This window comes from Massilia sp. YIM B02769 (assembly GCF_030411995.1).
In the GTDB taxonomy this organism is placed as follows: Bacteria; Pseudomonadota; Gammaproteobacteria; order Burkholderiales; family Burkholderiaceae_D; genus Telluria.
In genome coordinates, this window is record NZ_JASNRC010000004.1 from 356,912 (window position 1) to 379,464 (window position 22,553).

At 63.0% G+C, this 22,553-nt stretch carries 17 protein-coding genes and 1 pseudogene; 9 read left to right on the forward strand and 9 right to left on the reverse strand.

Annotation, left to right across the window (positions count from 1 at the left end; all coding sequences use genetic code 11):
• Nucleotides 1-15 precede the first annotated feature (15 nt).
• Nucleotides 16-561: an alpha/beta hydrolase gene (locus QPK31_RS08930; protein WP_290422582.1), complete on the forward strand. Its 546-nt coding sequence runs from the start codon at nucleotides 16-18 to the stop codon at nucleotides 559-561.
• A gap of 109 nt (nucleotides 562-670) precedes the next feature.
• Nucleotides 671-1,786, forward strand: coding sequence for an acyltransferase (locus QPK31_RS08935; protein WP_290422583.1), 1,116 nt, complete (start codon nucleotides 671-673; stop codon nucleotides 1,784-1,786).
• Between the two features lie 267 nt (nucleotides 1,787-2,053).
• On the opposite strand, the gene htpG is transcribed toward QPK31_RS08935, so the two are convergent.
• From htpG to QPK31_RS08950, 3 genes are all read right to left on the reverse strand, one after another.
• A complete protein-coding gene (gene htpG / locus QPK31_RS08940; protein ID WP_290422584.1) occupies nucleotides 2,054-3,967 on the reverse strand; it encodes a molecular chaperone HtpG in 1,914 nt (637 codons plus the stop codon).
• Nucleotides 3,968-4,030: 63 nt separating this feature from the next.
• Entirely contained in the window at nucleotides 4,031-4,822 is a 792-nt protein-coding gene (locus QPK31_RS08945; RefSeq protein ID WP_290422585.1) for a hypothetical protein, read from the reverse strand.
• Between the two features lie 241 nt (nucleotides 4,823-5,063).
• Entirely contained in the window at nucleotides 5,064-5,585 is a 522-nt protein-coding gene (locus QPK31_RS08950) for a DUF3592 domain-containing protein (RefSeq protein WP_290422586.1), read from the reverse strand.
• A gap of 144 nt (nucleotides 5,586-5,729) precedes the next feature.
• Between QPK31_RS08950 and QPK31_RS08955 the strand changes: the two genes are divergently transcribed.
• From QPK31_RS08955 to QPK31_RS08965, 3 genes are all read left to right on the forward strand, one after another.
• Nucleotides 5,730-6,191, forward strand: coding sequence for a RidA family protein (locus QPK31_RS08955; protein ID WP_290422587.1), 462 nt, complete (start codon nucleotides 5,730-5,732; stop codon nucleotides 6,189-6,191).
• 90 nt (nucleotides 6,192-6,281) lie between these two features.
• Nucleotides 6,282-7,475: a PLP-dependent aminotransferase family protein gene (locus tag QPK31_RS08960; protein ID WP_290422588.1), complete on the forward strand. Its 1,194-nt coding sequence runs from the start codon at nucleotides 6,282-6,284 to the stop codon at nucleotides 7,473-7,475.
• Between the two features lie 203 nt (nucleotides 7,476-7,678).
• Nucleotides 7,679-9,025 (forward strand): diguanylate cyclase, encoded by a 1,347-nt coding sequence (locus tag QPK31_RS08965; protein ID WP_290422589.1) that lies wholly within the window; start codon nucleotides 7,679-7,681, stop codon nucleotides 9,023-9,025.
• On the opposite strand, the gene QPK31_RS08970 is transcribed toward QPK31_RS08965, so the two are convergent.
• From QPK31_RS08970 to QPK31_RS08985, 3 genes and pseudogenes are all read right to left on the reverse strand, one after another.
• Nucleotides 9,026-10,591 (reverse strand): FGGY-family carbohydrate kinase, encoded by a 1,566-nt coding sequence (locus QPK31_RS08970; protein WP_290422590.1) that lies wholly within the window; start codon nucleotides 10,589-10,591, stop codon nucleotides 9,026-9,028.
• Between the two features lie 17 nt (nucleotides 10,592-10,608).
• Nucleotides 10,609-12,275 (reverse strand): annotated as a pseudogene (locus tag QPK31_RS26215) (glycerol-3-phosphate dehydrogenase C-terminal domain-containing protein); the annotation flags it as partial.
• 47 nt (nucleotides 12,276-12,322) lie between these two features.
• Nucleotides 12,323-13,909, reverse strand: a complete 1,587-nt coding sequence (locus QPK31_RS08985; RefSeq protein WP_290422592.1) for an FAD-binding oxidoreductase — start codon at nucleotides 13,907-13,909, stop codon at nucleotides 12,323-12,325.
• A gap of 72 nt (nucleotides 13,910-13,981) precedes the next feature.
• On the opposite strand from QPK31_RS08985, the gene QPK31_RS08990 reads away from it, so the two are divergent.
• On the forward strand, nucleotides 13,982-15,016 hold the full coding sequence (locus QPK31_RS08990; RefSeq protein WP_290422593.1) for an AraC family transcriptional regulator: 1,035 nt from the start codon (nucleotides 13,982-13,984) through the stop codon (nucleotides 15,014-15,016).
• Nucleotides 15,017-15,021: 5 nt separating this feature from the next.
• Here the strand turns inward: QPK31_RS08990 and QPK31_RS08995 are convergent, their stop codons facing one another.
• Entirely contained in the window at nucleotides 15,022-15,780 is a 759-nt protein-coding gene (locus tag QPK31_RS08995) for a YoaK family protein (protein WP_290422594.1), read from the reverse strand.
• Nucleotides 15,781-15,900: 120 nt separating this feature from the next.
• Between QPK31_RS08995 and dapC the strand changes: the two genes are divergently transcribed.
• The 3 genes from dapC (at nucleotide 15,901) to QPK31_RS09010 (ending at nucleotide 19,264) form a co-directional block, all read left to right on the forward strand.
• Nucleotides 15,901-17,115 (forward strand): succinyldiaminopimelate transaminase, encoded by a 1,215-nt coding sequence (gene dapC / locus QPK31_RS09000; RefSeq protein ID WP_290422595.1) that lies wholly within the window; start codon nucleotides 15,901-15,903, stop codon nucleotides 17,113-17,115.
• Nucleotides 17,116-17,154: 39 nt separating this feature from the next.
• Nucleotides 17,155-17,982, forward strand: a complete 828-nt coding sequence (gene dapD / locus QPK31_RS09005) for a 2,3,4,5-tetrahydropyridine-2,6-dicarboxylate N-succinyltransferase (protein ID WP_290422596.1) — start codon at nucleotides 17,155-17,157, stop codon at nucleotides 17,980-17,982.
• A 145-nt stretch (nucleotides 17,983-18,127) separates the two neighbouring features.
• Entirely contained in the window at nucleotides 18,128-19,264 is a 1,137-nt protein-coding gene (locus QPK31_RS09010; RefSeq protein ID WP_290422597.1) for a PilT/PilU family type 4a pilus ATPase, read from the forward strand.
• 62 nt (nucleotides 19,265-19,326) lie between these two features.
• Here QPK31_RS09010 and QPK31_RS09015 read toward each other — a convergent pair whose 3' ends face one another.
• Nucleotides 19,327-21,426: a DEAD/DEAH box helicase gene (locus QPK31_RS09015; RefSeq protein ID WP_290422598.1), complete on the reverse strand. Its 2,100-nt coding sequence runs from the start codon at nucleotides 21,424-21,426 to the stop codon at nucleotides 19,327-19,329.
• Nucleotides 21,427-22,341: a DUF1837 domain-containing protein gene (locus tag QPK31_RS09020; RefSeq protein WP_290422599.1), complete on the reverse strand. Its 915-nt coding sequence runs from the start codon at nucleotides 22,339-22,341 to the stop codon at nucleotides 21,427-21,429.
• Between the last annotated feature and the right edge of the window lie 212 nt (nucleotides 22,342-22,553).

Genomic DNA, 22,553 nt, shown 5'->3' on the forward strand with positions numbered 1-22,553 from the left:
AGCAGCGGAGGCGACATGGAGTGCGACGTTCTGACCCTGGCGGGCCTGTGGAATTCGGGTCCGCAGCATTGGCAAACCCGGTGGGAAGCGCGCCACCCGCAACTGCGGCGCGTGGAACACCGCGACTGGAACAATCCGGCCCGCGACGAATGGGTGGCCGAACTCGATGCGGCCGTCGGCGCCAGCAGCGGCGCACCGATCCTGGTGGCGCACAGCCTGGGCTGCATCCTGGCGGCGCACTGGGCTCAATCCGGCTCGCCGCTGCGCGCGGCCGGCGCGCTGCTGGTGGCGCCGAGCGACGTCGAGGCGGCGTCGTATCCGATAGCCGCCAACGGCTTCGCGCCGGTGCCGATGGCCAGGCTCCCTTTCCCCAGCATCGTGGTCGCCAGCAGCGACGACCCCTTCGTCACGCGCGAACGGGCGCGCGCCTTTGCCGACGCCTGGGGTGCGCGCTTCGTGGAGATCGGCGTTGCCGGCCATGTGAACGCCGATAGCGGTTTCGGCGACTGGCCCGAGGGCGAGCGCATCCTGCTCGACTTCTGCGCCGGTTTACGCAACTGAGTACGCAACTGAGTACGCAACTGAGTACGCGACTGAGCGCCTTTCCCCGCGCTTGAGGCGAGCGCAGCCGCCTGGGTTATGATGGCGGCTGCACACTACGGGCATTCCCATGGCGCTACCAGCCTCCCCTCTTACGCGTCCGCTGTCGCTCTACCTCGACTGCTGCCGCTTGCTGGCGGCGGTACTGGTCGTGGCCAGCCACTACGGGCCCTACGGCGTGATCACGCGCTCCGCCGACGACTGGGTGCCGAACCTGGGGCGCGAAGCGGTGATCGTGTTCTTCGTGCTGTCCGGCTTCGTCATCGCCCATACCACCGAACAAAAGAACCCTTCACTGCGCGCCTACGCCATCGCGCGCTGTACCCGCATCTATTCGGTGGCGCTGCCGCTGCTGCTGTTCGCCTTTGCCGCCGCCGCCCTCCTGGTCTGGTCCGGACAGGTGCCTCTGCGCCAGCTTTACGAAGTCGCCAAGCCCTGGCTGTATGTGCCGCTGCATTTGCTGTTCATGGGGGAGCTGTGGACGATTTCCGAGCCGCCGCCCTTGCTGGGGCCGTACTGGTCGCTTGGGTACGAGGTCTGGTATTACGTGCTGTTCGGGGCTGCCTTCTACCTGCGCGGTGCGCGGCGGGTACTGGCGCTGGGGTCGCTGCTGCTGTTCGTGGGGCCGAAACTGTGGCTGCTGCTGCCGGTGTGGGCCAGCGGCGTGTGGCTGTATCGCTGGCAGCAATCGCATGCGATCGGGCGGCGTGCGGCGCTCGCCGGGTGGGTGGCGAGCCTGGTGCTGCTGGCCCTGTTCAAGCTGAGCGGGAGCGACGTATTCCTGCGCATGTTCGCGCGCGCGCACTGGCCGTTTCCGGCGGTGCCGCTCAGGAGTGCGGACCGGGTGCTGGCGGATTACGTGGTGTGCGTGCTGGTGCTGGCGAATTTCTGGTGTGCGCGCTGGGTGGGGTTTGCCGGGTTGCTGCGGTTCGAGCGTGGGATTCGGGGGCTGTCGTCGTACACGTTCACGCTGTACCTGGTGCATGCGCTGGTGATGAGTTTGTGGCTGGCGCTGGTCCGGCATGATCGGAACAGCGCGGTCGATATCGCGGCGTTGACCTTGTTGATCGTGGCGGCGACCTGGGTGGTGGGGCAGTTGACGGAGCAGCGCAAGCATTGGTTCCGGGCGGGGTTCGAGAGGTTGGCGGGGTGGGTGCGGCCGGCGGGGGTTGAGGCGCGGTTCTAAGACGGTGTGCAGCGGTACGTGGCGCTGTTGCGTGAGACGGCATGTGTATGCATGATCCGCGTGGGCACGGGGTGCCCACCGTACGGTCACCGTTATCAGCGAGATCATACGAAACCCGGATACGCAGCGTATCCCGTACGGTGGGCACCCCGTGCCCACGCGGATGCAACACACCGATACCGTAACAGGCAACAGCCCCGCTACCGCCGATTCAGCATAAAAAAAGCCGGGCAAGCGCCCGGCTTTCACTTCACACCACCGCGCGAATCACTTCGCCAGCAGCATCTCATTCAAGCGCTTCACGAACGACGCCGGATCCGCCAGGCTGCCGCCTTCGGCCAGCATCGCCTGGTCGAACAGGATATGCGACCAGTCGCCAAAGCGTGCACCCTCGGCATCCTCGTACTTCAGGCGCGTCACCAGCGGGTGGTTCGGATTGATCTCGAGAATCGGCTTCGACTCCGGCGCGTTCTGGCCCGCGGCCTTCAGCATGCGCACCAGGTTGGCCGACAGCTCGTGCTCGTCCGCCACCAGGCAGGCCGGCGAGTCGGTCAGGCGGAAGGTCACGCGCACGTCTTTCGCCTTGTCGGCCAGCGCGGTCTTCATCTTCTCGACCAGTTCCTTGTACTGGGTCTCGGTCTCCTCGTGTTCCTTCTTCTCGGCTTCGTCTTCCAGCTTGCCGAGGTCCAGCCCACCCTTGGCCACCGACACCAGCTCCTTGCCCTCGAATTCGGTCAGGAAGGACAGCATCCACTCGTCGACGCGGTCGGCCATCAGCAGCACTTCGACGCCCTTCTTGCGGAAGATTTCCAGGTGCGGGCTGTTCTTGGCGGCGATGTGGCTGTCGGCGGTGACGTAATAAATCTTGTCCTGGCCTTCCTTCATGCGGCCGACGTAATCTTCGAACGACACCGTCTGCTCGCCCGACTCGTCATGGGTCGAGGCAAAGCGCAGCAGCTTGGCGATGCGGTCCTTGTTGGTCGCGTCCTCGCCGATGCCTTCCTTCAGCACCTGGCCGAATTCCTTCCAGAAGGTGACGTACTTGTCCTTGCCTTCCTGCTCTTCCGAGTTCGCCATTTCTTCCAGCATGCCCAGCACGCGCTTGGTCGAACCCTCGCGGATCACGCGCACGTCGCGCGACTCCTGCAGGATTTCGCGCGACACGTTCAGCGGCAAATCGGCCGAATCGATCACGCCCTTCACGAAGCGCAGGTAGGTCGGCATCAGCTGCTCGGCGTCGTCCATGATGAAGACACGCTTCACGTACAGCTTGATGCCGCCTCGCTTGTTGCGGTCCCACAGGTCGAACGGCGCATGGCTCGGCACGTACAGCAGCTGGGTGTATTCGCTGCGGCCTTCCACGCGGTTGTGGGTGTAGGCGAGCGGCTCCTGGAAGTCGTGCGAGACGTGTTTATAGAACTCGTCGTACTGTTCCTTCGTGATGTCCGACTTCGAGCGGGCCCACAGCGCGCTGGCCTGGTTCACGGTCTCGAACTCGTCCTTCAGGACGGTCGCTTTCGCCTCTTCGTCCCACTCTTCCTTCTGCATCAGGATCGGCAGCGAGATGTGGTCCGAGTACTTGCGGATGATCGATTTCAGCTTCCAGTTCGACAGCAGCTCGTCCTCGCCTTCGCGCAGGTGCAGGATGACGTCGGTGCCGCGGCCGGTTTTCTCGATGGTCTCGACGCTGTACTCGCCCTCGCCGCCCGACTCCCAGCGCACGCCTTCACTGGCGTCGGCGCCGGCACGGCGGGTTTCGACGGTGATCTTGTCGGCGACGATGAAGCCGGAATAGAAGCCCACGCCGAACTGGCCGATCAGGGCGGCGTCCGCCTTCTGGTCGCCCGAGAGCTTGCTGAAGAATTCCTTGGTACCCGACTTGGCGATCGTGCCCAGGTGCGAGATGACCTCGTCGCGGCTCATGCCGATGCCGTTGTCCGAGATCGTGACGGTGCGCGCTTCCTTGTTAAAGCCAACGCGGATCTTCAGTTCGTGGTCGTTGCCGTACAGGGCATCGTTGTTGATCGCCTCGAAACGCAGCTTGTCGGCGGCGTCGGATGCGTTCGAAATCAGTTCGCGCAGGAAGATTTCCTTGTTCGAGTACAAGGAGTGAATCATCAATTGCAGCAGCTGCTTTACTTCGGCTTGAAAGCCAAGGGTCTCTTTTTCGGCGACAGCCATCTTATTCCTCTTGGAAATACAGGTTGAACGGATTGCCTCGATATGGGGATGGCAACATCGATTTCAAGAGCTGCGTACTGAAGCCGCCGCAGACCCGCCCGGCGCCGCCAGCATGCGCCGCGCCACCACGTGCACGACCAGCGCGCAGGCCAGGGCCAGGCCGAAGGCGAAACCGAGGCTGCCCTGGCGCAGCTGCAGCGCCAGCGTCACGCAAAATATGGAAAAGCCGAAGAAGCCGCACACCATGCCGCGCAGCAGCGCCACCGCACTCGCACGGCCACTGCCGGCATGGGCGAAGCCGACCAGCACCGAGCCCATGACCGGAAACATGGCGAAAAAGCCGGACAGGCGCGCTCCCATGCGGGCCGCACCTGCGGTCACCAGCAACACCAGGGCCGCGGCGGCCAGCATGCGCCACGGCAGGTCGTTGCGGCGCGCGCCGCCCGCGGCCGGGGCGGCCGACGGGAACAGGCGCAGCGCCAGCAGCAGGGCGCACCAGACCAGCACGAAGGCCAGACCCAGCGGCAGGCGCAGGGTCTGCAGGACCGCCACCGCCAGGCCCCAGCCCGACAGGGCCAGCAGCATCGATCCGGCCACCGCCAAGCGGCTCGAAGCCCAGGCATACAGCACGCAGAACACCAGGATCGCAAGCACCGACAGCAGGGTGCCCTCGGCGGAGCTGGCCGCGAACGGCAGGCCCTGCTCCAGCGCCAGCGTCAACAGGATCGGACCGGCGACGATCGGAAACGCCGACAGCCAGCCGGCCACGGCCGGCCCCCAGCGCCGGCCTGCCAGTGTGACCAGGTAGATCAGCAGCGGAACCAGGGTCAGCTTGAGTGCCAGCACTGCGGTCATGGTTCGGTCTTTCCTGGCAAGCCGGGGGCGGCAATCCGTTATGGTAACACCAAGAAACATCTTATCGAATAGGCAATACACCTCGACCGCATCCTACTCGAGAATCCGCGCTTCTTCGCCCGGACCGAAAGGCGCGTGGTCAGCTATGGCTATGTATATGCCGACCGGCGCCTGAACGCCGGCACCCGAACGATCGCTGCATTCATGCACATGCGCGACGCGGCGGCCGCGCACCGGGACCTCACGCCGCGCGCTCGCGCATGACGATGCGCCGTGCCTCGCGCCAGCACATCGCGCCCAGCAGCCAGGTCGCCAGCGACCACAGGACCAGGCCGATCCAGGTCATGGGACGCACGCCCCGGCGCAGGGCCGACAACCCCTCGCCGTCGTGGTAGACGGTGACGCCGGCCCCTTTCGGGAACAGCCTGACGACCTCCTGCGCCTGCATCTGGCTGTAATTGGGCGTGGCCTCGACCCGCCAGGAATGCCAGACCCGCCCTCCGGCCTCGTAGTGGTAGCCGACCAGCGGCTCGTAAGCCTTGCCGCCGCGCGAACCGGTCACGATGCGCACCTGCGCTTGGTCGATCCTGCCGCTGGCCTCCTGCCAGCCGAAGCTGGCGCGCCCTTGCCAGGCCTCGGTCATGCATTGCGCCACCTTCCAGCCCGTGATGCCTGTCGCGACGAGCCAGGGCAGCAGCACGATGGCCAGCGACAGCCACAGGCGCGGCCGCCACCAGCCATGCGCAGTCGAAGAAGACGTCAAGCGACACTCCGTTTCTGGATAAGGAAGGCTCCGATTATGTCATGGAAGCAACATCGAGCACCATGCCAGGGGCGAGGGAAAGTGTGTCTTTCATAGCTGGCAAGACGTACAATACCGGTCTCATTCACCGCAACAGGAACACCCATGTCCGTCTACGACAAACTCACCGAACTGAACATCTCCCTGCAATCGGCCGCCGCGCCCGCCGCCGCCTACGTCATGTTCGTCCAGACCGGCAACCTGGTCTTCATCTCGGGCCACATCGCCAAGAACGCCGACGGCTCGGTCAATGTCGGCCAGCTGGGCAAGAACAAGACCCTGGAAGAAGGCCAGGCCGCCGCGCGCGCCATCGCCATCGACCTGATGGGCACCCTGCAGGATGCCTGCGGCGGCGACCTGACCCGCGTGAAGCGCATCGTCAAGCTGATGAGCCTGGTGAATTCGACCCCGGACTTTACCGACCAGCACCTGGTCACCAACGGCGCCTCGGAACTGCTGGGCGACGTCTTCGGCGACGCCGGCAAGCACGCCCGCTCGGCCTTCGGCGTGGCGCAGATCCCGCGCGGCGCCTGCGTCGAGATCGAGATGATCGTCGAACTGGCCTGATCGCCCCGAGCTTCACGGCCCCGGCCTATCCGGCCGGGGCTTTCACCGCAGCCGACCCGGCGCGCGCCTTTTAACGACCGCGAGACCAGCATGAAAATCGAGAATCCGAATCCCATCCAGTGGCAGTTTTCCGAGCGCGCGCAGCAGTTGCAGAGCTCCTTCATCCGCGAGATCCTGAAGATCACCCAGCGTCCGGAGATCATCTCCTTCGCCGGCGGCCTGCCTTCGCCGGCCACCTTCCCGGTCGAGCGCATGAAACAAGCCTACGACCGCGTGCTGACTGAAACCGGCAAGGTGGCCCTGCAGTACGGCCCGACCGACGGCTATGGCCCGCTGAAGGAATGGATCGCGCACTCGCTGTCGACCGAAGGCACGACGATCCTGCCCGAGCAGATCCTGATGGTCTCGGGTTCGCAGCAGGCCCTCGATTTGATCGGCAAGGTGCTGATCGACGAAGGCAGCCGCGTGCTGGTGGAAACCCCGAGCTACCTGGGCGCGCTGCAGGCGTTCTCGGTCTACCGCCCGGAATTCGGCTCGGTGACGACCGACGACCACGGCCTGGTGCCGTCCTCGATCGAAGCGGTTGCCAAGGGTGCGCGCCTGCTGTACTCGCTGCCGAACTTCCAGAACCCGACCGGCCGCTCGCTGTCGATCGAACGCCGCCGCGAACTGGTCGAAACCTGCGCCCGCCTCGGCCTGCCGCTGATCGAGGACGACCCTTACGGCGCGCTGTCGTACAAGGGCGAACCGATGCCGAAGATGGTGGCCATGCACCCGGAAGGCGTGATCTACATGGGTTCCTTCTCGAAGGTGCTGACCCCGGGCATCCGCCTCGGTTATGTCTGCGCCCCGCTACCGCTGGTGCGCCGCCTCGAACTGGCCAAGCAGGCGGCCGACCTGCACACCGCCCAGCTGACCCAGATGGTGGTCTACGACGTGGTCAAGGACGGCTTCCTCGATCAGCACATCCCGACCATCCGCACCCTGTACGGCAACCAGTGCCAGGCCATGCTCGACGCCATGGACCAGCACTTCCCGAAAGAAGTCACGTGGACCAGGCCGGAAGGCGGCATGTTCATCTGGGTGACGCTGCCGAAACACATCGATGCCATGAAGCTGCTGGACCAGGCGATCGCCGCGCGCGTCGCCTTCGTGCCGGGCGCGCCCTTCTACGCAACCGAACCGGAAACGAATACGCTGCGCCTGTCGTTCGTGACGGTGCCGCCGGAACGTATCCGCGAAGGCATCGCGATCCTGGGCCAGTTGATCGCAGCGGCGCTGTAAATACCGGCGCCGGTTGCAAGCGTGCGACGAATGGACGCCAATGGCGTCCATTTTTTTCGCCGAATCGGCAAAATCGAAGGATGAATCACCCGCCGCTACCGGCATACCCCGAGAAAAACTATCCTACTGGCAACAAAAATTACCGTTTACGCTGAGTTCAGCGTAGAATTTGAACCAGATCAAATCGGCACCACGCTCGCCCCATGCCTACCCTAGCCCAGGTTTCGGCCGCTGCTCCGCGCCAGGCCGCCGTCCTCGTCGTCGATGACGCTCCCGCTCACCTGGGGGCGCTGCGTTCCATGATGCTGCAGCAGGGGTACCAGACCTTTGTTGCGAATTCCGGCGAACGGGCCCTCGGCATCGCCCAGCGCGCCCTGCCCGACCTGATCCTGCTCGACATCAACCTGCCCGGCATGGACGGCATGGAAGTCTGCCGCCGCCTGAAAGCCCATCCGGTCACCTGCAACATCCCGGTGATCTTCATGAGCGCGCGCACCGAGACCGAGGACATCGTCGCCGCCTTCGACATCGGCGCGGCCGACTACATCCCCAAGCCGCTGCGCTTGGCGGAAGTCTGCGCCCGCGTGCGCGCCCAACTGCAGTTCCGCCGCACCAGCCTGTCGCAGCAGGAACAGGCCGAGCGCCTGCGCCTGATCGTCAACAGCATCGACGAAGGCCTGATGATCATCGAGGCCAGCGGCCGCATCCAGTACGCGAATCCCGCCTGCGACCGCTACCTCGGCTACGGCCCCGGCGAACTGGCCGGCTGCGCGCTCGACGGCCTGCTGGCGCCCTCGGTGGCCCAGGAATACCTCGACATCTTCAGCCGCAGCATTGCTGGCGCGGCCCCGGATTGCCGCGGCGCGCGCGAAGTGCTGATCCGCCAGCGCGACGGCAACCTGCGCGCCATGGACTTCACGCTGACGCCGATGCTGGCCGACCAGCCGCTGTTCATCGCCCTGCTGCACGACATCACCCACCACAAGCAGTCGGAAACCGCGCTGCAGCGCGCGGCCCTGGCCGACCCGCTGACCAAGATCCCGAACCGCCGCCACTTCGACGCCTTTTTGGAAAAGGAATGGCAGCGCGCGGTGCGCAGCAGCCAGCCGCTGTCGCTGATCGTGCTCGACGTCGACCACTTCAAGGGCTACAACGACAGCCTCGGCCACGCGGCCGGCGACGCCTGCCTGCAGCAAGTGGCGATGGCGCTGCAGTCGCATGCGCTGCGCGCCACCGACATCGCGGCGCGCTATGGCGGCGAGGAATTCGTGCTGCTGTTCGGCGAAACCGGCTTCGAGGCCGCGGCGGCATTGGGCGAAACCATCCGCGCCCACATCGAATCGTTGCACATCCCGAACCCGGGTTCGACCACCTCGGAATGGGTCACCGCCAGCCTGGGCGTGGCCACCATCGTGCCGACCCAGCTCGACGATTTGAAGGGCTTCTTTGTCGCCGCCGACCGCGCCATGTATGCGGTCAAGGATGCCGGGCGCAATGGGGTGCGCGCGGTGCGTACCGGGAGTGCGCACCTGGAGCCGGCGCTGTCCTGATCAGAGCTGGCGCGGGTAGCCGGTGATCTTCGCGATATCCCGGTACAGCGGCTGCAGTTTCCGGTACATCTTCTCGTACACCTCCTTGTACAGCCGGTCATAGATGAGCCGATTGCTTTCGATCGGCTCGAACACCCTGCCCACCCGCGTCATGCTCGCCACCGCACTGGCGAAATCCGGATACAGCCCGAGCCCGACGGCGGCATCGATGGCCGCGCCCAGGCCCGAGGTTTCGTACACGTGCGGGCGCGCGGTCGGCAGGCCGAAGATGTCGGCCGTGAGCTGCATCGCCGCGTCGCTCTGCGAGCCGCCACCGGACACGCGCAGTTCGGTGATCCGCACGCCACTGCGCCGTTCGATGCGTTCCTTCCCTTCGCGCAGCGCATAAGCCAGCCCCTCGAGGATCGCGCGGTACACGTGGGCGCGTGTATGCACGTCGCCGAAGCCGATGATCGCGCCTTTCGCCTCGCGCCCCGGCACGCGGATGCCGGGCGTCCAGTAAGGCTGCAGCATCAGGCCCATGGAACCGGGCGGCACCGACTCGGCCAGCTGGTCGAACAGGGCTTCCGGCGCCACGTCTTCCAGCAGCGCGCGGCTTTGCTCCATGTGGCCGAACTGCTCCTTGAACCAGTTGACCATCCAGTAGCCGCGAAACACCTGCACCTCGGTGCTGTAGGCGCCGGGGATCGCGGCCGGATACGGCGGCACGAAAGGCGTGACCTCGACATAGCGGCGGCTGGTGGTATTCACGGTGGCCGTGGTGCCGTAGCTCAGGCAGCCGACATGCGGCTCGCTGCAGCCGGCGCCCAGCACTTCGCAGGCTTTATCAGCGGCGGCCGCGAACAGCGGCGTATCCGCCGGAATGCCGGTGGCCTGCGCGGCGGCTGCGTCGATGGCGCCGATCCGTGTGCCGGGCGGCGCCAGCTCGGGCAGCATGCGCGCCTCGATGGCCAGCGCCTGCCACTTCCAGTCGCGCCTGGATGCCCAGCGGTGGCGCCGGTAATCGAAAGGCAGGTAACCCACCTGCGAACCGCCCGAATCGATGAAGCGCCCGCACAGGCGCCAGTTCAGGTAGCCCGACAGCAGCAGGAACTTGTCGGTGGCGTTCCAGACTTCCGGCTGGTGCGCGCGGATCCAGTTGATCTCGGCCTCGCCGCGGAAGAAGTCGATCGTATCGCCGACACGCGCCAGTTTAAAAGCGCCGCGCCAGAACGGGCCGATCGGCGGGACCTCGTCGGTGCGGCGCTGGTCGAGCCAGGTGATGGCCGGGCGCAGCGGCTGGCCGTCGCGGCCGAGGTTGACCACGGTGCCGCGCTGGGTCGTCACCGCCACCGCGCGCACGGCGGCGCGGTCGGCGCCAGGCTGGTTCCACAGTCCCTGGCAGGCGCGGCACACGGCTTGCCAGTAGTCTTCCGGCTCATGCTCGGCCCAGCCGGGCTGGCGCGAAAAATAGGCTTCCAAAGGCACCTGGCACTTGGCGACGATGTTGCCGCGCAGGTCGAACAAGAGCGCGCGCACGCTCTGGGTGCCGTTGTCGATGGCGAGGATCAGGGGTTCAGGCTTCATGCTTCATGCTTCATGCTTCATGCTTCATGCTGCGGTGTGTTCGTGCGTGGCGGCAGGCTGTAGTGGCGGGTCCAGAGCGCGGCATACGCGGCCTCTTCGCGCTCCCAGCGGGCGTCGCTCCAGGCCAGCTCGGCCTGGCAAATGGCGCGGATGCGTTCCATGTGGCCGGCGCCGCCGCCGCGCAGCAGCAGGCCGATGCGGGTGCGGCGCAGCAGCAGGTCGTCCAGGTGTTCGACGGCCTCGGCGCGCGCGGCCCAGCGCAGCTCGGCCCACAGGGTGTCGGTGCCGGGGATGTGTTCGAGTTCGCCGTCACACGCCGCATCGACCAGCGCCTGCGCCTGCGGGCCGTGGCGGCCGGCCAGGCGGCGCAGCAGCGGCGCCGGCATGCGCCGCGGCGCGGTCGGGGGCGCGACCGGCGCGTAGATCGGGCAAGGAGACAGCGCATCGTTCCAGCCCGGCAGCTGGCGCCGCGCCTGGCGCAGCACGTCGAGCGCAATCGCGCGGAAGGTGGTCAGCTTGCCGCCGGTGACGCTCACCAGGCCCTGGCCGCACCAGATGGCATGCTCGCGGCCCAGCTTCGACGGCGCATCTGCCGCGCCGCTGTCGAGCACGGGCCGCACGCCGGCATAGGTGGCGATCACGTCGTCTTCGCCCAGGCGCAGCGCCGGGAACTGGGCTTGCAGGGCGTGCATCAGGTAGTCGAGTTCCGCGCGCGTGATGGCGGCCTCGCTGGACAAGCCATCGCGGTGATCGACGTCGGTGGTGCCGACCAGGGTCGCGCCCTCCCAGGGAAAGGCAAACACCGGGCGGCCATCGGCGGGGTGCATCAGACTGACCGCCTGCGCCAGCGGCAGGCGCNGTGATCGACGTCGGTGGTGCCGACCAGGGTCGCGCCCTCCCAGGGAAAGGCAAACACCGGGCGGCCATCGGCGGGGTGCATCAGACTGACCGCCTGCGCCAGCGGCAGGCGCCAGGCCGGCAGCAACAGATGGCTGCCGCGCAGCGGACGCAGGCGCGGGCCGCCCGTGGCCAGCTGCCCGGCCCAGGCGCCGCCGGCGTCGATCACCAGGCGCGCACGCACGTCGAACAGGCAGTCGCCCGCCGCATCGTCGCGCAGCACGGCGCCGACGACCTGCTCGCCCTCCTTCAGCAGCGAGCACACGATCATGTAGTTGACGGCTTCGGCGCCATGGCTGCGTGCTTCGACCAGGGTACGCAGCACCAGGCGCGCGTCGTCGGTCTTGGCATCAAGGTACACCATGCCGCCGGCGAGGCCCGTGCGCGCAATGTTCGGCGCCAGCAGCGCGAATGCGTCCGCATCCTGCCAGTGGCGTTCGCGCCGTCCCGCGAACAGATCGTAGAGCGCCAGCCCGGCCAGCATGGTGCGGCGCTTGCGCAGGCTCTTGCCGTAGTCGGGAAAGGCAAAGCGCTGCGGTTCCACCAGGCCGGGCGCGTCGCGCAGCAAGGCTTCGCGTTCGCGCACCGCCTCGCGTGTAAGCTTGATGTGGCCCTGCGCCAGGTAGCGCAGGCCGCCGTGCACCAGTTTCGACGAGCGGCTCGATGTGCCCCAGGAAAAGTCGCGCCCTTCGACCAGCAGCGCGCGCAGGCCGCGCCGTGACGCTTCGAGCAGGATGCCGGCGCCGGTGATGCCGCCGCCGATGACCAGCACATCCCATTCGCGCCCGACCAAGTCGGGCAAGCCCGCCCGCCAGCCCGCGTGCCAGGCTCGGTTCATGGCAGCACCAGCTTGCCGGGGTTCATGCGCCCTTCCGGGTCGAATGCGCGGAACAGGGCGCGCATCGTCGCCAGGCCGAGTTCTCCCTTTTCCGCCGCCAGCCAGGGCGCGTGGTCGGCGCCGACGCCGTGCTGGTGGCTGATGGTGCCGCCGCTGGCGACGATCGCGTTCGACACCGCCCGCTTCAAATCGCGCCAGCGCGCCAGGTCGGTTTCGAAGTCGCCCGCCAGGCGATAGACGAAGGTCGAGTACACGCTGGCGCCCTGCGGATAGATGTGCGACAGGTGGGTGTAGGCATGCACGCGCTCGCCGTGGGCGGCGAATGCTTCCCCGGCCGCCGCTTCCACGGCGTGCATGGCGCGCGTCACGCCCGGCCAGTCGACGGCGGTTTCCACGGTGTCGATGGCGTAGCCGTGGGCCCAGGCCGTGTTGCGCAGGTAGACGTTGCGGAAGCGCCCGTGGCGCCAGCGCTCGCCCAGCGCGCGGCCGATGTGGACGCCGCCCGCAATCCGCAATGCCGCGCGCAGGGCGGCTTTGCTTTGGGCGCGTGGGCCGGTGACGCCGATCATCAGCATGCACTTGTGTGCACCGCAGCCGCGCCAGCGCAGGTAGCGTTCCAGCAGGCCGACCTGTTTCGCGTGGCCGGCCAGCGCCAGCATGGTCGTGGTCTCGACTGCGTTCGACAGGCGCAGCATCGACAATGGCAATCTCGCCTGCGACAGTTCGCGCACGGCCCGCTCGGCGCGTTCCCAGTCCGGGAAGAACACCGCGTGGAAGGCTTCATGCTCGGGCAGGCGCGAGACGCGCACCGTGGCTTCGGTGAGGATGCCGAGCCGGCCTTCGGACCCGAGCACCATCTCGCGCAAGTCGATACCGGCGGCCGATGCGGGAAAGGTCGGAATCTCCAGCGTGCCGCTCGGCGTTTCGACCCGTCCGCCGGCGAACATCGCTTCGATGCGGCCGTAGCGCAGCGACTGCTGGCCCGAGGAGCGCGTGACCACCCAGCCGCCCAGGGTGGAATAGTCGAAGGATTGCGGGAAGTGGCCGAGCGTGTAGCCATGGGCGCGCAGTTGCGCTTCCAGGTCGGGGCCGGTGACGCCGGCGCCGAAGGTCGCCAGCTGGGCTTCGCGGTCCAGCGCAATCAAGGAGCGCATGCGCCGCATGTCGATGCACAGCGTCGGCTGCGCGGCGTCGTGCACGTTGATGTGCCCCGCCACGCTGGTGCCGCCGCCGTAGGGAATCACGGCGGCGCCGCAGCGCCCGGCATGGGCCAGCAGCGCGCGCACCTGTTCCGCGCTTTCGGGAAAGGCGACGCCGTCCGGCACCGCGCCCAGGCGGCCGTGGCGCAGGCGCAGCCAGTCGGGCAGGCTCTGGCCGAGCGCATGCAGGGCGCGCGTGGCCGGCGTGGCGTCGACCAGCGGGTGCGGCGCCAGGCGGCCCGGTGCAATCGCGGCGCACGCCTCCTCGAAGCCGGCGTCCACCGGCGCCCTGCCGACGCCGATGCGTCCTTCGAGGAAGGCCAGCGCCTCGCCATGCAATGTCACATCGACCGTGTCGTCGCCCCAGCCATTCCACCGCTTCATGCCGATTTCCCTTTATACTCTTTCAACATTCGCGAAGAGTAAGCGAGAAGCCTGCCGCCGTATTGCTCCTTTATGACAAAGCCTTGTTCGATTGCGCCAAGCCCCTCGCAGCGGGTCACCGGCTCCTACCTGCAGCCGCTGCTCGATGCCGCCGCCGCACGCGGCGTGTCCGCCGAAGCCCTGGCGCGCGCCGCCGGCTTGCCCTCGACGCGCCTGACGCCCCTGCCCGACTCGCTGGCAGCGCCCGACTACATCCGCCTGCTCGACGCCGGCGCCGATCTCGCCAGCGATCCCCACTTCGGCCTGCACGTGGGCGAATGCGTGAAGCTGGGCAGCTACAGCGTGTATGGCCTGGTGCTGCTGGCCTGCCGCGACATCGGGCAAGCGCTGGAACAGACCATGCGCTACGAAGCGCTGGCCCACGACCTGGGGCGCTCGCAAGTGACAGTGGCAGGCATCACCGCGCGCTACGAATGGATCAGCCATTATCCGGCTGCCAGCCGCCACCTGGTGGAAAGCGTGTTCGCCGGCATCCAGACCTTCGGGCGCTGGCTCGCGGGCGGCGCGCTGCCGGTGGCGCGGGTCGCATTCGCCCACGGCAGCGATGCCAGCCTTGATGAGTACGAACGCGTGTTCGGCAGCTGCCCGGTGTTCAACGCGCCCGCCAACAGCGGCGAATTCGACGCCGCCATCCTCGCCCTGCCGGTGCCGAACGCCGACGTGAATCTGTATCCGGTGCTGCAGCAGCACGCCGAGCGCCTGCTGGGCCAGCGCGAAGGGGGCGCGCCGGCGATTGTCGCCCAGGTACGCGCCGCCATCATCCGCAACCTGGCGCACGACCGGGTGCGCCTGGCCAGCATCGCCCAGGAACTCGATTTGTCGCCGCGCACCCTGCAGCGCAAGCTGGGCGACGCCGGCGCCAGCTTCCAGGGATTGCTCGACAGCGCGCGCTATGTGCTGGCCCAGGATTACCTGCGCCAGCCGGGCCTGTCGCTGGCCGACATCGCCTTCCTGCTCGGCTACCAGGAGCAGAGCGCGTTCACCCACGCGTTCAAGGAATGGTCGGGCACCAATCCCGGGGCGTGGCGCGAACGCGGCAGCGCCTGACGCTGTCAGGACCGGCGCCGCAGGCGCGCCAGCGAACGTGCCAGGTCGTCCGCAGCAGGTACGATCGCCAGCATGCACAACAGGGCTGCCAGCGGCACCGTCGACAGGTAGCCGACATGCTTGAAGCCGAGCGCGCCGGCCACGCCGCCGGCCAGGAAGCAGCCGAGCAGCGCCGCCAGCAAGCTCAGTCTCGCACGGTTCGGCGCCACGCGCGGCTGGCCGGGGTCGCGGTTCCAGTAGAGCAGCTTGCCCAGTTCGATGCCGATGTCGGTGATGATGCCGGTCATGTGGGTGGTGCGGATTTCGGCGCGAGAGAGTTTGGTGACGACGGCATTCTGCAAACCCATCACATAGCACAGCAGTGCGGCCGTCAGTGCCAGTGCACCGCCTTCGGGAGCGGCCAGGCGCGCGCCCAGCACGCCGAAAAGCAGCAGCAGGCTCGCTTCGAACAGCAAGGGCAGCGCGTATTCGCTGGACAGGCGCCGGCGCCGCGCAAAGTTCACCAGCAGCGCGGTGGTGGCGGCGCCAGCGACGAACGCGCCCACCGCGGCCAGCGCCGCCAGCACGAGCGCGCCCTGGCCGAGCACCAGGTTGTCGGCCATCGACGAGATCACGCCGGTCATGTGCGAGGTGTAGCGGCCGATCGCCAGGAAGCCGCCTGCGTTGATCGCGCCGGCGACAAAGGCCAGCACGCAGCCCAGCTGGCGGTTGGCGGTCGCCGAGCGCTGGCGGCCGGTCAGGCGGCGCATGGTGTTGAGCGGCACGGTCTACCTGGTATGGTTTCCTGGATGAACAATCTTACTGCATTCGCATGGCCAGACGGCATTCCCGGGGCGGCGCTATAATCAAAAATCTATTTCTCGCAAGAGCGCTACGGTACCCTCGTGAATCCACATCTCGACAAACTCCATCCCTACCCTTTCGAAAAGCTGCGCGAACTCTTCGCCGGCGTGACCCCGCGTGCCGACTACACGCCGATCAGCCTTGGCATCGGCGAGCCCAAGCACCCGACGCCCGCCTTTATCGAAAAAGCCCTGACCCACGCGATTGCCGGCCTGGCCAACTACCCGAGCACGATCGGCAGCGAGCCGCTGCGCGCGGCGATCGCCGGTTGGCTGGAGCGGCGCTACGCGATTCCCGCGCTCGACCCGGCCAGAATGGTGCTGCCGGTGAACGGCTCGCGCGAGGCGCTGTTCGGCATCGCGCACGCCGTGATCGACGCCAGCCGCCCCGACCCGCTGGTGCTCAGCCCGAATCCGTTCTACCAGATCTACGAAGGCGCGGCCTACCTGGCCGGCGCCTCGCCGTACTTCGTGAACTCGGACCCGGCGCGCAACTTCGCGCCCGACTTCGGCACCGTGCCGGACGATGTGTGGGCGCGCGTGCAGCTGCTGTACATCTGCTCGCCGGGCAACCCGACCGGCGCCGTGCTGTCGCAGGGCGACTGGCGCGAACTGTTCGCGCTCTCCGACCGCCACGGCTTCGTGATCGCGGCCGACGAGTGCTATTCCGAGATCTACTGCGGCTCGACCCCGCCGCTGGGCGCGCTGGAAGCGGCGCACGCGCTGGGGCGCAGCGGCGGCGAGCGTCCGTATGCGAACCTGATCGTTTTCTCGAGCCTGTCGAAGCGTTCGAACGTGCCGGGCATGCGCTCGGGTTTCGTCGCCGGCGACCCGGCCGTGGTGAAGAAATTCCTGCTGTACCGTACCTACTGTGGCGGCGCGATGTCGCCGCCGGTGCAGGCGGCATCGATCGCGGCCTGGAACGACGAAACCCACGTGCAGGACAACCGCACCCTGTACAAGGAAAAGTTCAACCTGATCACGCCTATGCTGCGCCAGGTGATGGACGTCGAGCTGCCCGACGCCGGCTTTTACCTGTGGGCCGACGTGCGCCGGACCGGTCTTTCCGACACCGAGTTCGCACGCCGTCTCTACGCCGAATATAATGTGACGGTTCTGCCCGGCAGTTATCTCGCGCGCGACGCGCACGGGACCAATCCGGGCCGCAACCGCATCCGCATGGCGCTGGTGGCGGGCGTGGACGAGGGGCTGGAAGCAGCCACGCGCATCGTCCAGTTCTGCCAGAGCCTGCGTTAAAGCTGTACCTCGGATTCCTGAAACAGAGATTATTCAATCATGACCCAACAACTCCAGAACATCATCGACACCGCGTGGGAACAGCGCGCGGACTTCAGCCCATCGACCGCCCCGGCCGACGTGCGCAACGCCGTGGCCGAGGTCCTGGCCGGCCTCGACGCGGGCACCCTGCGCGTGGCGCAGAAGGAAGGCGGCGAGTGGATCGTCAACCAGTGGATCAAGAAGGCGGTGCTGCTGTCGTTCCGTCTCGAGAACAACGTGCCTGTCGCCGGTGGCGGCGGCATGCAGTTCTACGACAAGGTGCCGACCAAGTTCGCCGACTACACGGCTGAGGACTTTGCCAAGGGCGGCTTCCGCGTGGTGCCGCCGGCCGTTGCGCGCCGCGGCTCCTTCATCGGCAAGAACGTGGTGCTGATGCCGTCCTACGTCAACATCGGCGCCTACGTCGACGAAGGCACGATGGTCGACACCTGGGCCACCGTCGGTTCGTGCGCCCAGATCGGCAAGAACGTCCACCTGTCGGGCGGCGTCGGCATCGGCGGCGTGCTGGAACCGATGCAGGCGAATCCGACCATCATCGAAGACAACTGCTTCATCGGTGCCCGTTCGGAAATCGTCGAAGGCGTGATCGTCGAAGAGAATTCGGTGATCTCGATGGGCGTGTACATCGGCCAGTCGACCAAGATCTACAACCGCGAAACCGGCGAAGTGACCTACGGCCGCGTGCCGTCGGGTTCGGTCGTGGTGTCGGGTTCGCTGCCATCGGCCGACGGCAAGTACAGCCTGTACTGCGCCGTGATCGTCAAGCGCGTGGATGCGCAGACGCGTTCGAAGACCGGCATCAACGAGCTGCTGCGCGGGATCTAAGTTCGCTTCGCGGCTGCTCGGCCGCAGGTTGAACGCGTGGGCGGCGAAGCCGACCACCCTACGTAGGGTGGACGGGTTTCCCGTCCACGCGTTCAACTAACCTATGATTTAACGAACACAAACTGCACCACCGGGGAAAACCACCATGGCCATGGACCGCCTGTTCCAACTCATGAAGGAAAAAAACGCGTCGGACATGTTCTTCGCGGTGAACTCCCCCGTCCACATCAAGATCAACGGGAACCTCATCCCGATCAACCAGAACAAGCTCGACCCGAGCAACATCCTGTCCCTGCTGTCGGAAGTCACCACGCCGGAACAGCGCGAAGAACTCGAGCGCAACAACGAACTCAACATGGGCATCTCGGTGCCCAACCTGGGCCGCTTCCGCCTGTCCGCCTTCCGCCAGCGCGGCAGCATCTCGGCCGTGTTCCGCTTCGTACCGGCCACCATCCCGCCCTTGGGCGAACTCGGCCTGCCGCCGGTGCTCTCCGAACTGATCATGGAGAAGCGCGGCCTGCTGCTGGTGGTCGGCGCCACCGGTTCCGGCAAGTCGACCACCATCGCCTCGATGCTCGACTACCGCAACGAGCACCGCACCGGCCACATCCTGACGCTCGAAGACCCGATCGAATACCTCTTCAAGAACAAGAAATCGATCGTCAACCAGCGCGAGATCGGCAGCGACGCCCTCGACTTCAACATGGCCCTGCGCAACTCGCTGCGCCAGGCGCCGGACGTGATTTTGATCGGCGAGATCCGCGACCGCGAGACCATGACCGCGGCCCTGGCCTACGCCCAGTCCGGCCACTTGGTGGTCGCCACCCTGCACGCGAATAACAGCTACAACGCGCTGAACCGCATCATCAGCTTTTATCCGATCGAGAACCGCCCCGCCCTGCTGCAGGACCTGGCTTCGGCGACCAAGGCCATCGTCTCGCAGCGCCTGGTGCGCGCAGCGGCCGGCGGCACGCGCCAGCCGGCGGTCGAGATCATGCTGAACACCCGCTACATCGCCGACCTGATCGAAAAAGGCGAGCTTTCCGGGATCAAGGAAGCGATGGACAAGAGCCTGTCGCCTGGGTCGCAGTCCTTCGAAGCGGCGCTGCTGGCGCTGGTGCAGGCAAATCTCGTGACGCAGGAAGAAGCGCTGGCGAATGCCGATTCGGCTACCAACCTGCTCTGGCTGATGAATAACGGGCCGGCCAAGGAGGCGAACGAGCCAGGCAACAAGGACGAACCGGAGTCGCCGACGTTCACCGAGTTCACGTTGAACGGATGAAGATCCAGCAATTCATGTATCTCACTGCAAGCTAATTATGCTTACAGTAGACTTATCGATAGCTACCGATCGACTTTGATGCCATCAAAGAAATAGGTAAGTAAATATCGATCAAAAGAGTCTAGTGCCGACACTTCTTCCATTATTATCTCTAATCCGATATTGTTCAGTCTTTCGATAGCAATGTGCAGAGACAACTCTTGATCTTCGAAATCGATTAGTCCAGCGCATTGAATCTGACGACTAATCATTCTTGGAAGACCGTATTCTTCTAGTTGATATACAACAGGAGGAAGAAACGCAAAAGATGTCTTAGCCACAAATGACGAAATATCATATCGACGCTCCTTTAGCACCGTCTTTTGAATAAGATTAATATCGGAAAGTAACGCCGACAATTTAAAAACAACCGCCCTCTCAAGTTTGAAAAAGTCTTCTATACCAATATCAATTCCATCGAGCATTGCCAACAGCTGTGGAATAGACGACTTCCAGTTATTGGACAAGATTTTTACAAAAGCCACGAATTTTTTGTGTTCAATATCCCACCCACCGGGAACTAGAGCGATAACCTTATATAAGAGCCGATCCCAATCATCTGGATTCGGAGAATTAAGATAACCCAACCCATTCCACCGATAATCGTTTTTTACGTCAATTGCAATTTTCTTTAGAAGAGACCCATCACTCGACTGAAAAGCGCCGTCATCCTGCAATGCAGCATACTCTGCATTCCCAAGTAGTGCTTCCATCTCACGCCGATACTCGATTATCTTACCAATCTGCTCCGCCGTAAGGTCGTCACGATATTTTTCCTCATCGAATCCGCCTAATAACTCATCAGGAACTTGCAAATCCAACTCTGCTTGCTCATCCATAGGCGGGTTTTCGAGTATATAGATTTTCCCGATAAAATGCTTAAACATTCTACCGCCACGCCCGATTATATTCTTGTATGTAAAGTCATTTAAGTTTGACCGGCCATTTTTATTCTTCCAAATGACAACATTTTCAGCACAAGTATTTACACCCTCTACAATCGAAGAAGTTGAAATCATACTCATAAGCCCATCTGACTCTTCAAAAAGCCGGACTTGAATCTGGCTGAGTGAGCGATGCAGTTGGCCATTATGAATCCCGACAGCTCGCTTCACCAACGTAGTCAACTGCCAATTCTTATCATAATTCTTAGCAAGCCACGATTCAAAAGATGACAACAGCTTACTACGCGCCGGCTCTAAGCTATCTGCAAGAAGAGTTCCGACTTTCTTTATATTTGAATAGTTCCCAGCATAGATTAGCGTCTTATGATCATTTGCTCCAATAATTCGAAGAAGATACTTGCTCTTTTTGACCTCATCGGAGCCAATCTGGTGAAAATATTCTTTTTTTTCTAAAAAAACAGTATTGAAATCAAACTTCTCAAACCGCATTCCACGCGTGAAGGGACTTTCATTAAGAGCAGAAATGTTTGGCGCAAGAAAGTAGCGCTGCTTAGCGCGTTCACTTAAGCTAAGTATTGCTCTCAGTAGTGACGGCGATCTGTCCTTGTCAAATTTCTTACTTGCCTTGTAGAACTCATCAATAATAAGAATATCAACCTTTGGTAAACGCGCAGCGTAACCAATTGCACGCTCTTGAGGAAAAATAAGAATATTCCGTTCGCTAAGCTCAACGTCAGCAGTTGTGATTATTTTGTAATCGCGCCCAAATTTACGCTGAAGTCTACGTCGCGTTTCGTCAGTGAGAGCGATCGTAGGAACGATAATTACTACATTTTTAGGCTTCGTAATTGCAATAAAGGAATCAATTACAAAACTTTTACCAAAACTCGTTGGGGCGCTAACAGCCAGACTTTCCCCGTTGATAAGCGACGATAACAAAGCAGATTGTTCGCGATGCAAGGTAACAGGGTTTGACTCACCTACATCTACCTTGAAAGCCTCATACACATATCTCTCCTCCCAATTTGCACTTGAAAGTTGTAAATACGGATAAAGACCAGTTTGACGGATTAGGTGATTCAACAATGGCGGAAACTCTATACCATTTCGTTTGCATTGGTCCAAAGTTCTAATTAATTCATTGCGCGCCTCAGCTTCATGGCCAGTCACCAGGAAAGTGTTTATTACACTGCAAGCGTGAAATAGTTCGTCGTTCATTTACTGATCCTTATAATGCTCAACATTGGCCACAAACTTGTCCACGATTTTTTTCTTATTGGGCACAGGAAACAGTATTAAATGGAAGGTTATTTCAGGATATTTATGAAGGCTGCCCAACTTCTTTATTTGCGCCTCAAAGTAATGCTGGGCTCGATCCATATGAAAATCACGCACACTTTTTAAATATTCATCAGATAGCTTGGTGGCCTTAGCGGTAATTTCACACTCATGAATCAGCAAAATTGGAACGTGAATTCGACTAACGATCTCGTCAATTGATTTTCTTACCTCCAACGCATCTAGAATTTTCTTGCGAACCAAATCATCACTGACCAAATGTTCAATATCTTGCAAATTAGTGATAATGCTATTTTCTTTCTTCAACTTCTCGGTATTGAGTGCATTTCCAATTGATTCAATAATAGTCCCTAGTCGTGCGTTCTCGATACTATTATAAAATTTTGCCTCCCCAAACCACAGTGAAAAATCATCATTAGAGAGAACAATATGCACACTATCCGCTCCTTTAGCATTATCCTGTGCGTTTTGCTTATAAAATATTTTAGGCACTACTGGTAATGCTTCATAGTGATGCTTCATTATTCCATAAAGAATAATTTCAGCGAGCTCGCTACCCTTGCCAATATCGTCACTCTTGTCCGTGAGCCTTAAGTTCTGAGCGGCTGCGATTAATTGGCTTTGCGCCTTACCTACTAGACAATTCCTTTCCTTCACGGATAAGGCCGTTTCAGCTACGTTATCCCACACGAATCTGTGTAAGTCAGCAAATTGCCACTGCCCATCCTCGAACCCATTGGCCATACTTAACACGTGCTTTTTTTCAATCGGCTTAAGATTCACATCGCTTGTCAAATTAAGGAATGTTTCATTGATTAGGATCTGGTAATTCATAGTCTTGAACGAGCGTCTCTGTCCGAACGTAGGATAAAAACGGAATCTTACCTCATACGTTTGACAAGAAATCTCTCGAATTATTGCCATGAAAATTGCTGACACCTTTTTGTCGAGAGCAGTTCAACACCTCATAACTAGGAAGATCGAGTTTTGACCTCATAAAATATATCTCCAACCGACAGTCCTTTGAAGGACATCCATGCTAATTG